Raw genomic sequence first — 14,770 nt, forward strand, 5'->3', positions numbered from 1 at the left:
AGGCCCCCAACGACGACGCCGTGGAAGCCCTTCTCAGATCTTAAGCACATCGAGAATCGCATTTCCCCGAATCACAGTCAAGCGTCTTAGGCACCAAATTGGTGGATGGTTTTCTTTTGCCTGAACGAAGGTGAAGGCAAATGGAGAGTGGATATGTGACGACGCCCTTTGGGCGGCGGCCGATGTCGCTTGGCATGCTGGCAAGCCAGCAACTGGCCGAGACCATCGAGCCGGGAATGAAACGCAGCAAATGGAAGCTGTTCAGGGCGATCTGCGAAGCGCGACCGGCGCTTGGCGTCACCGATCGGGCATTGACGGTGCTCGACGCGCTTTTGACCTTTTACCCTGACGACGAAATCTCCGAGGAAAAGGGACTGATCGTCTTCCCGTCGAATGCGCAGCTTTCGTTGCGCGCTCGAGGCATGACCCCAGCCACCCTCAGGCGGCATCTTGCCGTCCTGGTCGAGGCCGGCCTGATCCTGCGCAAGGACAGCCCGAATGGCAAACGCTATGCGCGCCGCGACAGGGCAGGGGCCATCGGCGAGGCCTTCGGCTTCAGCGTCGCACCGCTTCTGGCCCGTGCTGTCGAAATCGAAAGCCTGGCCGCCCAGGCGGTTGCCGACCGGGAGCTGTTACGGGTGACCAGGGAACGCTTGACGGTCTGCCGGCGCGATATCTCCAAGCTGATTGAGACGGCCCTCGAAGAGGAGGTTTCCGGTGATTGGGAAGGTATTTCGGCGATGTTTCGCACGCTCCTTGCCCGAATTCCGCGAGTTGCGACGGCCGAAGCACTGGCGCCGTTGCTCGACGAGATGGGGCTGCTGCGCGACGAGATCGTCAACGCATTGGAAAGACGGATAAAAACACAAAAAATAGACTCCAATGAGTCTCAAATTGAGCGTCACAAACAGAATTCAAACCCTGACTCCACTTATGAACTTGAACCAAGCTTCGAAACGAAGCAGGGCGAAAGGGCGGTGGCCGATAATGAGCCGAACGCCGAAGCGCCGGACGAGCGAAGATTGAAACAGCCGAAGCCTTCCGGAGGGATGGCCAACAAGGCGAAAGACACGGCCGATCCAGGGGCCGTGCATAGCCTGAAATCGTTCCCGCTTGGCCTCATCCTCCAGGCCTGCCCTCAAATTCTCGATTATGGCCCCGGCGGGACGATCGGCAATTGGCGAGACCTTATGTCGGCCGCCGTCGTCGTGCGCTCGATGCTCGGCGTCAGTCCCTCGGCCTATGAGGAAGCCTGCTCGGGCATGGGGCCGGAAAATGCCGCAACCGTGATCGCCTGCATCCTGGAAAGGGGAGGGCATATCAACTCGCCTGGCGGTTATCTCCGCGATTTGACCCGAAGAACCGAGAGGGGCGAGTTTGCTATCGGCCCGATGCTGATGGCGCTCGTGCGGGCTAACAGTGGAGTGCGGCGACATGCCGGTTGATCGTAAGGAAGCTGCGGCTACGACAATGATCCGCAACGCTGACAAAGCGGCAACAAGGCAAAGAAAAACCAGCCGGTGAGGGCGGGTTTGGTTGGCGTTCCCTTCGATGGAAGGATCCGGCTCTGTTGCGGCGACGCTCGAGAGGACGCCGGCCGGACGATCCGCGTTTTGACTGTCGACTACAACGTGCGCGTTCGCCCGAACGACCGCAGATAATCAGCGCATTGAAAATTAGTAGACAGGTGATGGTCGCAAGCCTGCGGAAGAAACAGGTCGGCTCTGGACGAAGCGCTGCATTGAAAGTCTACAGCGCCTGTTCGATCAGGGGCTTGTTCCGGCCAACAGAGTGTATGCGCTGCAGCGGGAGGCTGCAAACGCCTCGGAGCGATTGGGACCTTTTGCGGTAGAACACGCAGCATCGCTCGGCTATAAGTTCACGCCACGTTGGCCTTTTGGCGGTAATCGATGCCTAATCCTCCCGAATCTTCAGCCGAAAGCGTTGGCAAATCGAGCACGGGTCGCAATCAGCAAGCAGATTCGGCAGCGCAAGTGACTGCCTCGGATTCGCCAGGAACCACCCAGGCCGACAGCCCGCAACTCCCCCACCGACCCTTCGTCCAAACTCGCCAGGCCGCGAGCAATCTATTACGTGCGCTGCGCCACGATTTGCAGGCAAGTTCTGCGCTGGCGAAGGTCAAGACGATGGCTTCGTTTTTGAGAACGAAGCTAACGAGGTCGATGCGGCTGGAAAGCACATCAGCTCTCACCAAATGGATGACGACTGCTCCGATCAAAGCCGGGCGCGGCATTCGCCATTGGCGTAGCAAGCCGCGCGAAAGTCGCCGGGGCCGATGGCTTCCGGCGAGCTGGTGGAAATTCGCTATGGGGTCGGCCCTGCTTGTGTGCCTCCTCATATGCAGCGTGCTGGTGTGGGCACTAAAAGACGTGCCCTGGAGCGAGATTCGTGACGGAACGCTAAAGCCGATTGTTGTGCTGGAAACCGCTGACGGTGCGCCGCTCGTAAGGCAGGGACCTTATCAAGGGCCATATGCGCAGTACGACCAGTTCCCGCCTCGTCTGATCGAGGCCGTCCTTTCGATTGAGGATCGCCGGTTCATGGATCATTTCGGCGTCGATCCCAGAGGGATCGGGAGGGCGTTTCTCCGGAATTTGGAGGCTGGCTCGGTGGTGGAGGGGGGCAGCACCATCACCCAGCAACTCATCAAGCTGCAATACCTGGACAGTGATCGAACGATTAAGCGAAAGATACAGGAGGTTGTGATCGCAGTCTGGCTGGAGTGGAAGCTCGGCAAGCGGCAAATCCTGACGCGCTATCTCAACAGCGTCTATCTTGGCGCGGGCGCTACCGGCATGCCTGCCGCCGCGCGAATCTATTTCAACAAGGATATCGGCGCCCTTAACCTGCCGGAGTCGGCGATGCTGGCGGGATTGCTGCGAGCGCCGAGTCAATGGAACCCCATCGACAATTTCGAAGGCGCCCGGCAGCGCACCACAGTCGTTCTCGACGCGATGGCGACCAATGAAAAGATCACCGCGCCAGAGGCGGCGGAGGCCAAGGCGAGCTTTGCCAAGCTGCATCCAACGACGCCGACGCCGCGCTCGGGAAGCTGGTTTGCGGACTGGATTTCGCCGCAAGCGAGCGAAATCGCCGGCTCCTCGCCAGGTTCGACGACGGTGCGAACCACGATGGTGCCGCAATTGCAGCAAATCGCCGAAAGGGTCGTGAAAGGAGCGTTGGACGGTGAAGGAAAGACAGTCGGAGCATCGCAGGCCGCGCTGGTTGCGATGACGCCCGATGGCGCGGTCGTCGCGATGGTTGGCGGGCGCGACTACAAGGCAAGCCAGTTCAACCGCGCCGTCACAGCGATGCGCCAGCCGGGTTCCACCTTCAAGCTGTTCGTCTACTACGCAGCATTGAAGGCTGGGTTCACCTTGTCTGACCAGGTTCTGGACGCGCCAATTGACATCGCTGGCTGGTCGCCAGAAAATTCCGGCGGCAACTATCGCGGTTGGGTAACGCTTGCCGAGGCGTTCGCGCGATCGCTCAATGCCGCTTCAGTGGCGCTTGCCGAAGAGGTTGGTTTAGAGAATGTGATTGCCGCAGCGCGTGAACTCGGCATCGATGCACCACTTGCCAATACGCCGTCTTTGGCGCTTGGGACATCCGAAGTAAATCTGCTTAACCTCACCAGCGCCTATGCGTCCGTCCAACTCGGTAGGGCACCTGTCAAGCCCTGGGGCATCATCGATTTTCAAGCGGCAGGGCAGCCCAAGACGTTTCGAGTTGGCTCACAATCAAAGCCGAATGTCGATCTTTCGCCCTACCAGTCCGATCTCCTCGGCCTGCTGCAGTTAGTGGTCGAGCGAGGTACTGGGCGTGGAGCGGATCCCGGCACGTTTGCGGCCGGCAAGACCGGCACCAGCCAGAACAACCGGGATGCCTGGTTCGTCGGCTTCACGGAATCGCTCGTCGTCGGTGTGTGGGTTGGCAATGATGATGACGCGCCGATGAAGGGGGTGACGGGCGGCGCCCTGCCAGCGCATATTTGGCGGGATTTCATGCGCCAGGCGACGGCCGAACCCACGCTGAATGGAGTGAGATCGACAGAAGCGGCAAGCGATGGTCAAGGCGCACCGCAGTCCTGTAACATCACCGCCTGCTCGCGCAGTTACCGCTCCTTCCGGCCTTCCGACTGTACCTATCAGCCATATTCCGGCGGCCGACGGCTCTGCGAAAAGTGACGTGGCGCGCGTAACGAGGTGGTCTGCAATCATCTCTTTACAGCTAACATGTTAGTCTGATACATCTAATCTCAATAATCGAGAGGAAGCATATTTGACCCAGAAATTCGGCCTGTCAGTCGCTCTTGCTACGCCGTTTGACGGCAATGGCGATATTGCGATCGATGCGATGATCGTGCAGGCAAGGCGAAGCCTCGCTGCCGGATGTTCCAGCGTAACCCTGTTCGGAACGACGGGTGAGGGCTCCTCCATCGGAAGCCGGGAACGTGACCGCGTCCTCGCGTCTTTCCTCGACGCCGGGATCGCGGCAAAAAACATCATCGTCGGTGTGCTGGTCGATGCCGCTGAGGATGCGGCGATTCAGGCAGATCATGCTCTTTCCCAGGGCGTTCGTAATATTCTTCTTGCCCCGCCGTCCTATTTCAAGAATGTCAGCGACGACGGTGTCTTCCAGTGGTATTCGGCCGTCTTCGCCATTTTGGGAGACAAAGCGCGGGACATCATCGTCTACAATCTTCCCTCGCTCACCATGGTTCCGCTGACCGTGTCGCTGATCGGACGGCTGCGGACCGCCTTCCCCAATATCGTGACAGGTGTCAAGGATTCTTCCGGCGACTGGCCGTACAGCGAAAGCCTGCTCAAGGCGCATAGCGATCTCATTATCCTGGTGGGCGATGAACGGCATCTTGCCAGGGGCGTGCGGCTCGGTGGCCAGGGGGCGATCTCCGGCATGGCGAATTTTGTGCCCCGCGACGTCAAGCTGATGGCCGAAGAAGGCAAGGACGATCCCCGCATCGAGGGTTTTGTGGCTGAACTGCTGAAATATCCTGTTGTCTCGGCCGTGAAAGCCATGGTGGCGCATGTGACGTCGGAGGATATCTGGCTTGCGGTTCGCCCGCCGCTTGCTTCAATATCCGCCGAAGGGCAGGCGCAGCTTGCTCTTGCTTTCGATCGTCTTTTCCAGTCGAAAGCGGCATAGGTCAGGCATGTTTTGGGAAGAGGCGATGGACGAAACGGACGAGCAGCCGACGCTGCGGGAAAAGGCGTATGCGAGCTTCACACGCCACCTTCTTGCGCGTGACGTGCGCCCCGGACAGTTCGTTTCGCAGCGCCGCCTCGTCGAGCTGACAGGGCTGACGCTTGGCGCCATCCGCGAACTCATCCCGAGGCTCGAAGCCGAAGGGCTGATCAAGACGGTGCCCCAGCGGGGTTTGCAGATTGCGCATATCGACCTCAACCTCATTCGCGAGGCGTTCCAGCTGCGCGTGTTCCTGGAGAAGGAAGCGGTCGCGCTTTTCACCCGCTCTGCGTCTGACGAGACAATCGCCGGACTATTGAAGCAGCATCGGGATATCGCCGACGCCATTCGAAGCGGCGATGGATCGCACGAATTGGAATTGCATGCGCAGGCTGTCGATTGGGGCATGCACGACGCCTTCATCGATGCCCTTGGAAATACCATCATCTCGAACGCCTACCGGGTGAACTCGATCAAGATGCGCCTGATCAGTCAGGACCGTTTTCGCATCGAAGGTCACGTCGGGCCTGTCATGGCTGAGCACCTGAAGGTGCTCGAGGCGATCGAACGACGATCGGCGGAGGACGCCGTCAACAGCCTTGTCGCACATATCAATCATGCAAGAGATCGTGCGCTCAGGATATAATCGGAATAAACAGCCGGGGATGAGGAGATCGCCGGCAAAAGGAGGAGGAATCACATGTCATCGTTTTTGAATCCGACGAGACGCGGCTTTCTGGCAGGTACGGCCGCTTTTGGCGCCAGCAGCATGCTCGGCGTGCGGTTGGCATCGGCTGCCGTCGATTGGAAGCGCTTTGCCGGCACGACGCTCGAAGTCAACCTGGTCAAGAGCCCGCGCAGCGAAATACTTCTGAAGTACTTGTCCGAATTCGAGGAGCTGACCGGCATCAAGGTCAATGCCGAAGCGACGCCCGAACAACAGCAGCGTCAGAAAACGACCATCGAGCTGAGCTCCGGCAAGCCCAGCTTCGATGTCGTGCACATGAGCTACCATGTCCAGAAGCGGCAGTTTGAAAAGGGCGGCTGGCTTGCTGATATTGGCGGGTTTCTCAAGGACCCCTCTCTGACCGACCCGTCTCTGGTTGAAAGCGACTTCGCCGAAGCCGGCCTGACTTTTGCCAGAGATCCGGACGGCGTCCTGCGTTCGCTTCCATTCTCGGTCGATTACTGGATCATCTACTGGAACAAGACGCTGTTCGAGAAGAAGGGGCTCGCCTACCCGACGACGTTCGAAGAACTCGCCAGTGCTGCGGAGGCGCTCACCGATCCTTCCACCAACACCTACGGCTTCGTCGCCCGCGGCCTGAAGAACGCCAATACGCCGGTCTGGACGTCGCTGCTGCTTGGGTATGGTTCGAGCCCGCTCGGTCCGGATGGCAAGCTGCGTACGACATCGCAAGAAGCGATCGATGCAGCCAAGCTCTATCAAAAGCTGATGACCAAGACCGCCCCTCCCGGCGTTTCTGGCTTCAACTGGGCCGAGGCGCAGTCGGCCTTCCTGCAGGGCAAGATCGGCATGTGGCTGGACGGCGTCGGTTTTGCGCCGCCGATCGAGAATCCGGAAAAGTCGCGCGTCGTCGGCCAGGTCGGTTACGGCATCATGCCGAAAGGTCCGAAGGCACAAGCCGCGGGCACCTTTGGCGACGGCCTTGGCGTCGTCGCGGCAAGCCAGAAGAAAGAAGCCGGGTACCTCTTCTGCCAATGGGCAATTTCGCATGAAATGGGCGCACGTCTGCTGCAGGCCGGCGCCGGTGTTCCCTTCCGGCAGTCCGTCCTCGAGGATGCGAAGGTCCGCGAAGGCGTCAAGATGCCGGGCGCCTGGCTTGATGCCGTCGTCGGTTCAGGCAAGATCTCGCAGCTCGCGCTGCCGGTCATCATTCCGGTCACCGAGTTCCGCGACGTCTATGGTGTTGGTCTCACCAACATGATCGGCGGCGCCGATCCCGAAACCGAGCTGAAGGCAGCGACGGCACAGTTCGAACCCGTCCTGGCGAAAAGTGAGGGATAATGGCCTCGACAAGCATCGAAACGGCCGCAGTGGCCAAGACGGCGAAAGGGAGGAGCAAACCAGACCGGTTTGCTCCCAACTATTGGCCTTTCGTCATCCCGGCGCTGATCGTCATTGCGGCCGTAATTGTTTTTCCATGGGTTTTTACGCTTTGGATGAGCGTCAACAGCTGGACGCTTGGCCAGTCCCAGGTCTTTGCGGGACTGGACAACTATGCCCGCCTGGTCGGGGACATGCGCTTCTGGGACTCGCTGTGGCATACGGTGCTCTATACGACGCTTTCCGTGGTGGTCCCCCTTTTTCTAGGGACGCTCGCCGCGCTGATCTTCGATGCTCAATTTCCGTTGCGCGGTCTTATCCGCGGCATATTCGTGATGCCGATGATGGCCACACCCGTCGCCATCGCACTGGTCTGGACGATGATGTACCATCCGCAGCTCGGCGTCCTCAACTATCTCCTCTCTTTCATCGGCATCGGCCCGCAGGAGTGGATCTACAATCAGAGCAGCGTCATCCCGTCGCTGGTATTGGTCGAGACCTGGCAGTGGACGCCGCTTATCATGTTGATCGTGCTCGGCGGTCTGGCGGCGGTTCCACGTGAGCCCTATGAAAGTGCTGAAATCGACGGAGCCAATGTCTGGCAGAAATTCCGCTATCTGACGCTGCCGATGATCGCGCCGTTCCTGATGATTGCCGTGATCATCCGCAGCATCGATGCGGTGAAAAGTTTCGACATCATCTATGCCATGACCCAAGGCGGTCCCGGCACGGCGTCGGAGACGATCAACATCTACCTCTACAACACCGCTTTCGCCTACTACGATATCGGCTATGGCTCGGCCATGGCGGTTGTCTTCTTCATCCTCATCGTCCTGCTCTCCTTCGTCCTTATGATGCTGCGGCAGCGCGTGAACTGGTCCGACGGGGAGGCACGCTGATGAAGCGCAAGACGCTCGATCGCATCGGACTGCTGTTTGTTGCCCTGGTGATGATCTCGCCGGTCGTCCTGTTCTTCCTCTGGATGATCTCGCTGTCGCTGAAATATGAGATCGACAACGGCGCCTATCCGCCGGTCTTCATCCCGGAGCGCTTGGCCTGGTCGAATTATCTGAAGGTTTTCGAGGAGAACAATTTCTTCCTCTATCTCTGGAATTCGGTGCTGGTGACAGGTGCCGCCACGCTTCTGGCGCTGCTGATCGGCGTGCCGGCCGGATATGGCATCGCGCGGCTGAAGGCGGAGAAGTCCGCGATGGTTATCATGATCGCGCGCATGACGCCTGGCCTTTCCTTCCTGATACCGCTCTTCCTGCTGTTCCAGTGGCTGAACCTGCTCGGCACGCTCATGCCGCAGATCATCATCCATCTCGTGGTCACCGTACCGATCGTCGTGTGGATCATGATCGGTTATTTCGAGACGACGCCGATGGAGCTGGAGGAGGCTGCAAGCATCGATGGCGCAACACCCTGGCAGGTTTTCCGCCTGGTCGCCTTGCCGATCGCCAGGCCGGGCATTGTTGTCGCCTTCATCCTGTCGGTCATCTTCTCGTGGAACAACTTCGTCTTCGGCATCGTGCTCGCCAGTCGCGAGACGCGCACGCTTCCTGTCGCGGTCTACAACATGCTCTCGTTCGAGCAGGTCAGTTGGGGTCCGCTGGCGGCAGCGGCGTTGATCGTCACCTTGCCCGTGCTGATATTGACGGTGTTTGCGCAACGGCAGATCGTGGCGGGCCTGACGGCCGGAGCCGTCAAGTGAGCGGGTGAGACAACGGCTTTGACGACGTCCTCTGCCTTCGATGTACCTCCCGATCGGGCGCGCCGCGTTTTGTGTGTCGGCGCGGCGGTCATGGACACCCTTTTTCGGGTGCGCACGTTGCCGACCGGCCAGGGCAAAATTCTGCCCTACGATATGCTGCAGATCGCCGAGGGCATGGCGTCGAGCGCCGCCTTTGCGGTCGCCCGGCTGGGCGGTAATGCCAGCCTCTGGGGCGCAGTCGGCAACGATGCCACCGGCGAACGCATCATTGCCGACCTCGGCAACAGCGGCATAGACACGAGCTGCATGCTGCGCGTGGACGGCGCCCGCTCGGCCGTCTCGACCATTCTCGTCGATGATCAGGGCGAGCGCCTGATTGTGCCTTTCTACGATGCGGGCCTGCACGAGACGGTCAAGCCGGTCACAAGAGAGGACGTTTCTTCTTTCGATGCGGTGCTAGTCGACGTCCGGTGGCCGAAGCTTGCGCTGCGGACGCTGTTGGCCGCCCGAGAGGCGGGCAAACCGGGCATTCTCGATGGCGATGTCGCAGGCGATGGGGTGATCGAGATGCTTGCACCGGCGGCCAGCCACATCGTATTCTCGCAGCCGGCCGCCGAGCGCCTTGCGGGTGCAGCCGAGCTGGTGAAGGTCGTCGGCCTTCTGAAGCGAAAGTTCGAGCATGCCTTCATCAGCGTCACCGCTGGCGAAAAGGGCTCTTTCTGGTTCGATGACCGAACCGGCGAAATCGTCCATCTTACCGCTCCGAAGGTGAGGGCGGTCGATACGCTCGCAGCCGGCGATATTTTTCATGGTGCTTTCGCGCTGGCTGTCGCAGAGGCCTTGCCGATCGAAGAGAGGATGCGCGTGTCATCCATCGCAGCGGCTCTCAAATGCAAGGTGTTCGGCGGTCGTACCGGCGCGCCAACCAGGGCCGAGGTCGGCGCTGCCCTGCGGGAATGGGACGTCGGCGTTAGCCGCAGCACTCTGCTCCCGCTATGAGTTTCGAGCGCGATCAGCGCTCCATCAGCTCTTGACCGAGCCGGCGGTCATGCCCGCCAGGAAATAGCGTTGGGCAACCAGGTAAAGGACCAGAAGGGGAAGGGAACCGAGCACGCTCATCGCCATCATCTCGTTCCATTCGAAGGCGTGCTGGCCCATCAGAAGCTGAATGCCGATCGGAACCGTCCGGAGGTCCATCGATTTTGTCAGCGTCAGCGCAAAGAGGAATTCGTTCCAGGCCAGCAGGAAGGTGTAGACCGCGGTGGCGACGATCCCGGGGATGGAAACGGGAACGATGACGCGCCAAAGCGCCGTCCAGCTTGAACCGCCGTCGACAAGGACGGCCTCATCCAGCTCTTTCGGCAGAGTGTTGAGGTAGCCTGTCATCAGCAGGACGGCGTAAGGCAGTGTGAAGACCATGTAGGTGAGGATCAGCGCCAGATAGGTATCGAAAATCCTGAAGGCGACCACCATTCCGAAATAGGGGATGAGAAGGGTGATCGGCGGAACGGTCTGGGTGCTGATGATGAAGATGTTCAAGGTGTTCTTGAACCGGAACTGGTAGCGGCTGAAGCCGTAGGCGGTTACGATCGCGACAATCAGGGTCAGGGCGGTGACGACGCCGGCGACGAAGTAACTGTTGATGAAGAAGCGCACTTTCACGGGATCGTTGAAGATCGTCAGATAGGCGGCCACCGTAAAATCATCCGGCAACAGCCGCGGCGGAAGGGCGAAGATTTCCGTATTCGATTTCAGCGAACTGAAAAACATCCACACGATCGGAAAGGTCGAAAAGACGAGGCCGATCGCCAGGCCGAGATAGGTCAGGATGGTCGGCAATACCGAGCTCTTGAAGGAACGCTTTGCCATGGATCACCTGCGCTGCTGGTGTTTGATGTAGAAGTAGGTGACGCTCATCGAGATGATGAGGATGATCATTGCGCTCGCCGAAGCCAGCGAGAATTCGTACTGGGAGAAGGCGAGTTTGTAGGTGAAGGTGGAGAGCACCTCCGTCGAATAGATCGGGCCGCCGCCCGTCGTCATCCATACGAGTGGAAAAACCTGCATCGTCCAGATGAAGTCGAGGAGCGCGATGCTGATGATGATCGGCATCAGCTGCGGAATGGTGATGTACCAGAACTTTTGGACTTCGTTCGCGCCATCGATACCGGCTGCCTCGTAAAGCTCCTTCGATATACCCTGGAGGCCGGCGAGCAGGCTGACCATGTAGAGCGGATAGCCCGCCCAGATGTTTGCGAAGGTCAAAGCGTGGATGGCCGTGCGTGTCGAGGAGAACCACTCGACCTTGAAGTTGATGATATGGAGCGCCATCAGCACGCTGTTGACGACGCCGTTCGGGTCGAGCAGCAGGCGCCAGATGATGGCGATGATGACGGCCGTGAACAGCCAGGGCAGGATGAAGAGCACGCGCAGGATGCTGCGAATGAGCGGATCGACGCGGTTGGTGTTCAACAGCAGCGCGAAGGCCAGGCCGATGATGAAGTGGAAGATGACGCTCATGATCGTGAAATAAAGCGTCTGCACGACCGACTGCCAGAAGACCGGATTCTCGAAGATGGTCATGTAATTCTGGACGCCCGCGAAGGCAGCGTCCTTTTTCATGATGGCGCCGTCCATCAGTGAATATTTGAAGACCATCACCATAGGAAACAGCATCAGCAGAACAAGCAGCAGTGTCGCCGGCGAAACGTAGAAATACGGCACCAGCTTCCTCAAGGTGCTGTAACGAAGCCATCCTTTTCTTCGCGCTTTGGCTTGCGCGGCGACCAGAGCCGTAGCCGAATGATTCATGAGCTGTGACTTTCCATTCTGCCGAGATTTGACGACTTGCACCGGCAGCGCATGGTTGCGCTGCCGGTGATCCGTGAAAGCGGCGTGCTTAGAACTTCGCCAGCCAAGCCTTCTCAGTATTGGCAGCTGCCTCCTTGGCTGACTGCCCGCCGTCGAACATCTTCTGAACTTCGACGTTCATGTCGCGCATCAGCTCTTCGGCAACCGGAAGGCCGACGAATTCGTTCGCCGGATAACCGCTCTGGAAGATTTTGAAGGCTTCCGCGAAGATCGGGTCCGAGGCCACGAAGTCCGGCTTGGCATGGACGTTGCCGGGGAAGGCATTGGCAATCGAGACGAGACGGCCGTTGACGTCAGGGCTCATCAGGTATTCGACGAGCTTCCAGGCTTCTTCCTTGTGCTGGCTGCCCTCGCTGATGCCGATGCCCCAGGACGCATAGGGCATGCCGCGCTTGCCGGTGTAGCCATCAGTGGCCGGCAAGGCGGAGATGCCGAAATTGAGCTTCGGATTACGCTCGCGGATGAGGTTCACATGGGCGAGGGAATCCACCATCATTCCGACGCGGCCATTGACGAATTCCTCGACCTTGTCCTGTTCCTTCTTGGCAAAAATGCCGGGAGAAATAACGCCTTCCTTGTTGAGAGAAGCGATATAGTCGAGCGTGCCGACGACGGCTTCATTTTCGAGGTCAGGTTTGCCGTCCTTCAGCATCGAGGCGCCGGAGGCCCAGACCCAGGACATGACGTCGTTCTGGATTCCGCTCGGAGACTGCAGCGATAGCGGCAGGACCCAGCCGTACTGGTTCTTCGAGGCGTCGGTCATTTTCTTCGCGGCTTTGGCAAATTCCGTGCGCGTGGCCGGCAGCTTGTCGACGCCGGCGGCCTTGGCGATATCCAGGTTGATGAAGACCGGGTAGACGAAGGATGCCAGCGGGAACATCACGCTCTTGCCATCGATCTTGACGATATCGGTGATCTGGCTCTTGTCGTATTTCGCCTTCTCCATCAGTTCGTCCATGGAGGCGATTGCGCCCTGCTTGGAGAGCCCGTTTACCCACGCACCATCGAGGCCCACCACGTCGCTCAGCGTTCCGGAGGCTGCGCCGACGACGATCTGGTCACGCGTTGTGGCATAGGGACCGCTGACCAGCGTCACCTTGATGCCGGGGTTTTTGGCTTCGAAATCGTTCATGATGCTGCGCAGAGCGCCCGACGGCATTTCGGGTTCCCACCATTGAATGAACTCGATGGTGGTGTCGGCAAACGCCGATGTGGCGCAGAGCGCCCATACCGCCACGGCAGCCCGCATCGTCACGCCGAATTTTCTGATATTCATTTGTGCCTCCCAAAGATTGTCAGTTAATCGATCCTCCTCAAGATCGTAGGCAAAGTAGGTTCCCTGAAGCCCCTATCTGTCAATGAAGAACTGCGATCAGGAAAAGATGGGAGGCCGGCATTCACGGCGCGTGCTGCGTTAAATCATTGATAAAAAATCATAAAATTGATTGACATCATCAGTGTTTTTCTGCAGCATTTGTATTGCTTGTGACGCATTTTTTCTTTACTTTCGTAAACAAATGAAAGTTTACCCAATAAAATGAAAAAGCGTGGCACCCGGCTTCTTCATTGCAGATTTTCGAATTTTAGGTGCTGAAACAAGCGCCTTTTGCAACCGCGCGGCGCAAACGGCACAAGTCACAAATGGAGGGAATATTTCGATTTTCGAAAGGAGGGCAGAGCCTGCACAAAAATGACGGATCACGCCGGTTATGCGTTGATTCTCGACGATTCCGGAAAACGAAGCTCACCTGTACAATTGCCGAATGCGTGATTTGGCGCGTCGGCGGATCTGCCGTTGTGCGAAATCGTTCCCGATCAGTTGTCGTCGTCCCGCCAATAAGGAATTGAATGGCCAAGAAAAGTTATAAATCGATGGACGACTTCGCGAGCGCCTCCGGCGTATCGCGTCCGACCTTGTCGAAATATTTCGATGATCCCTCGCAGATCAAGGAGGTGACCCGCAAGCGTATCGAGGCGGCTCTCAAGAAGTCGCATTTCGAGCCGAACCTGTTCGCGCGGCATCTCAATCGCAAGCGGACCAGGAATATCGGGATTCTGGTCCCGACCATGTCGGATCCCTTTTATGTGCAGGTCGTGTCGCTGATCGAGCTGGAGTTGCGTGAAAAGGGATTCTGGCCTGTCCAGATTTCTTCGCACACGCGGCCGGAGCTGGAGGCGGAGGCCGTTCGGACCTTGCTCTCGCTGAAGGTCGCGGGTGCGATCGTGGCGCCGCTCGGAGCCGGTTCGCGCCGTTCCGCGCTGGAAAGGCTGAGGGATGCCATACCCGTCGTCTGCTTCGACAATCCTGCCGACGCCGACCTTCCTTATGTCGGTAACGACAATGCGCAAAGCATGGCAGCCATTGTGCAATATCTCTGCCGGTCCGGTGAGCCGCCGATCTTCCTGGAAATTCCGCATATGACCGAAAATGCCGGCGAGCGGCAGGCGGGCTACCGCGCGACGATGGCGAGGGAAGGGCATTCCCCGTTGGTCATCGATTGCGACGCGCCGCCTTCCTGGGAATTCGAGCGTCTCGGATACGAGCAGATGCAGAGAATTCTTGCGAATGGCAGTCTTCCGGGCAAAACGCTGCTATGCGCCAACGACCGCTTCGCTTTCGGCGCGATGGCAGCTGCATTCGCTTCGGGACTGAAAATCGGCCGTAGCGAGGGGTGCGATGTACGCATCGCCGGGCACGACGATCACCCGCTCAGCCGATATACCTGTCCGTCGCTGACGACGATGGCCCAGAACGCGCCCGAGATCGCCGCAAAATCCGTGGAGCTTTTGCTGGCGCATATGGAGAGCGAGGATGACGGAACGACCCCTGTGACGAACAAGGTAATCCTCGAGGCAACGCTGGTTATGCGCGAGTCGGCTTGAGGGCGGCA

The 14,770-nt window shown here is 58.9% G+C and carries 12 protein-coding genes; 9 read left to right on the forward strand and 3 right to left on the reverse strand.

The features are described 5' to 3' along the window. The first annotated feature begins 140 nt into the window (after positions 1-140). From repC to G9X68_RS20060, 8 genes are all read left to right on the forward strand, one after another. Positions 141-1,445 (forward strand): plasmid replication protein RepC, encoded by a 1,305-nt coding sequence (gene repC / locus G9X68_RS20025; protein ID WP_171603868.1) that lies wholly within the window; start codon positions 141-143, stop codon positions 1,443-1,445. Between the two features lie 465 nt (positions 1,446-1,910). Beyond that, the gene (locus G9X68_RS20030; protein WP_171603869.1) at positions 1,911-4,208 is read left to right on the forward strand and encodes a PBP1A family penicillin-binding protein; all 2,298 of its coding nucleotides are present in this window, start codon (positions 1,911-1,913) and stop codon (positions 4,206-4,208) included. Between the two features lie 94 nt (positions 4,209-4,302). Next, positions 4,303-5,187 (forward strand): dihydrodipicolinate synthase family protein, encoded by an 885-nt coding sequence (locus tag G9X68_RS20035; protein WP_171603870.1) that lies wholly within the window; start codon positions 4,303-4,305, stop codon positions 5,185-5,187. Between the two features lie 7 nt (positions 5,188-5,194). Then, complete coding sequence (locus tag G9X68_RS20040) at positions 5,195-5,872, forward strand: GntR family transcriptional regulator (protein WP_171603871.1); 678 nt, start codon at positions 5,195-5,197, stop codon at positions 5,870-5,872. Positions 5,873-5,926: 54 nt separating this feature from the next. After that, entirely contained in the window at positions 5,927-7,255 is a 1,329-nt protein-coding gene (locus G9X68_RS20045) for an ABC transporter substrate-binding protein (protein ID WP_168308219.1), read from the forward strand. Further along, positions 7,255-8,193, forward strand: a complete 939-nt coding sequence (locus G9X68_RS20050; RefSeq protein WP_168308218.1) for a carbohydrate ABC transporter permease — start codon at positions 7,255-7,257, stop codon at positions 8,191-8,193. Before G9X68_RS20045 ends, G9X68_RS20050 begins: the two co-directional genes overlap by 1 nt. Next, positions 8,193-9,008, forward strand: a complete 816-nt coding sequence (locus G9X68_RS20055) for a carbohydrate ABC transporter permease (protein ID WP_020047105.1) — start codon at positions 8,193-8,195, stop codon at positions 9,006-9,008. Before G9X68_RS20050 ends, G9X68_RS20055 begins: the two co-directional genes overlap by 1 nt. Before the next feature lie 18 nt (positions 9,009-9,026). After that, positions 9,027-10,007 (forward strand): sugar kinase, encoded by a 981-nt coding sequence (locus G9X68_RS20060; RefSeq protein ID WP_171603872.1) that lies wholly within the window; start codon positions 9,027-9,029, stop codon positions 10,005-10,007. Between the two features lie 24 nt (positions 10,008-10,031). Here the strand turns inward: G9X68_RS20060 and G9X68_RS20065 are convergent, their stop codons facing one another. The 3 genes from G9X68_RS20065 to G9X68_RS20075 all read right to left on the reverse strand — a co-directional run bounded on the left by G9X68_RS20065 (position 10,032) and on the right by G9X68_RS20075 (position 13,155). Further along, complete coding sequence (locus G9X68_RS20065; RefSeq protein WP_171603873.1) at positions 10,032-10,877, reverse strand: carbohydrate ABC transporter permease; 846 nt, start codon at positions 10,875-10,877, stop codon at positions 10,032-10,034. 3 nt (positions 10,878-10,880) lie between these two features. After that, on the reverse strand, positions 10,881-11,819 hold the full coding sequence (locus G9X68_RS20070; protein ID WP_164049153.1) for a carbohydrate ABC transporter permease: 939 nt from the start codon (positions 11,817-11,819) through the stop codon (positions 10,881-10,883). A gap of 88 nt (positions 11,820-11,907) precedes the next feature. Further along, positions 11,908-13,155: an ABC transporter substrate-binding protein gene (locus tag G9X68_RS20075; RefSeq protein ID WP_171603874.1), complete on the reverse strand. Its 1,248-nt coding sequence runs from the start codon at positions 13,153-13,155 to the stop codon at positions 11,908-11,910. 572 nt (positions 13,156-13,727) lie between these two features. Between G9X68_RS20075 and G9X68_RS20080 the strand changes: the two genes are divergently transcribed. Continuing rightward, positions 13,728-14,762: a LacI family DNA-binding transcriptional regulator gene (locus G9X68_RS20080; protein ID WP_171603875.1), complete on the forward strand. Its 1,035-nt coding sequence runs from the start codon at positions 13,728-13,730 to the stop codon at positions 14,760-14,762. The last annotated feature ends 8 nt before the right edge of the window (positions 14,763-14,770 follow it).

The organism is Rhizobium changzhiense (assembly GCF_013087625.1).
GTDB lineage: Bacteria > Pseudomonadota > Alphaproteobacteria > Rhizobiales > Rhizobiaceae > Rhizobium > Rhizobium sophorae.

What these genes read in the sequence shown, in the direction of transcription:
- repC (WP_171603868.1), top strand. Translation starts at nt 141, where the DNA reads ATGGAGAGTGGATATGTGACGACGCCCTTTGGGCGGCGGCCGATGTCG.
- G9X68_RS20030 (WP_171603869.1), top strand. Translation starts at nt 1,911, where the DNA reads ATGCCTAATCCTCCCGAATCTTCAGCCGAAAGCGTTGGCAAATCGAGC.
- G9X68_RS20040 (WP_171603871.1), top strand. Translation starts at nt 5,195, where the DNA reads ATGTTTTGGGAAGAGGCGATGGACGAAACGGACGAGCAGCCGACGCTG.
- G9X68_RS20045 (WP_168308219.1), top strand. Translation starts at nt 5,927, where the DNA reads ATGTCATCGTTTTTGAATCCGACGAGACGCGGCTTTCTGGCAGGTACG.
- G9X68_RS20050 (WP_168308218.1), top strand. Translation starts at nt 7,255, where the DNA reads ATGGCCTCGACAAGCATCGAAACGGCCGCAGTGGCCAAGACGGCGAAA.
- G9X68_RS20055 (WP_020047105.1), top strand. Translation starts at nt 8,193, where the DNA reads ATGAAGCGCAAGACGCTCGATCGCATCGGACTGCTGTTTGTTGCCCTG.
- G9X68_RS20065 (WP_171603873.1), bottom strand. Translation starts at nt 10,877, where the DNA reads ATGGCAAAGCGTTCCTTCAAGAGCTCGGTATTGCCGACCATCCTGACC.
- G9X68_RS20070 (WP_164049153.1), bottom strand. Translation starts at nt 11,819, where the DNA reads ATGAATCATTCGGCTACGGCTCTGGTCGCCGCGCAAGCCAAAGCGCGA.
- G9X68_RS20075 (WP_171603874.1), bottom strand. Translation starts at nt 13,155, where the DNA reads ATGAATATCAGAAAATTCGGCGTGACGATGCGGGCTGCCGTGGCGGTA.
- G9X68_RS20080 (WP_171603875.1), top strand. Translation starts at nt 13,728, where the DNA reads ATGGCCAAGAAAAGTTATAAATCGATGGACGACTTCGCGAGCGCCTCC.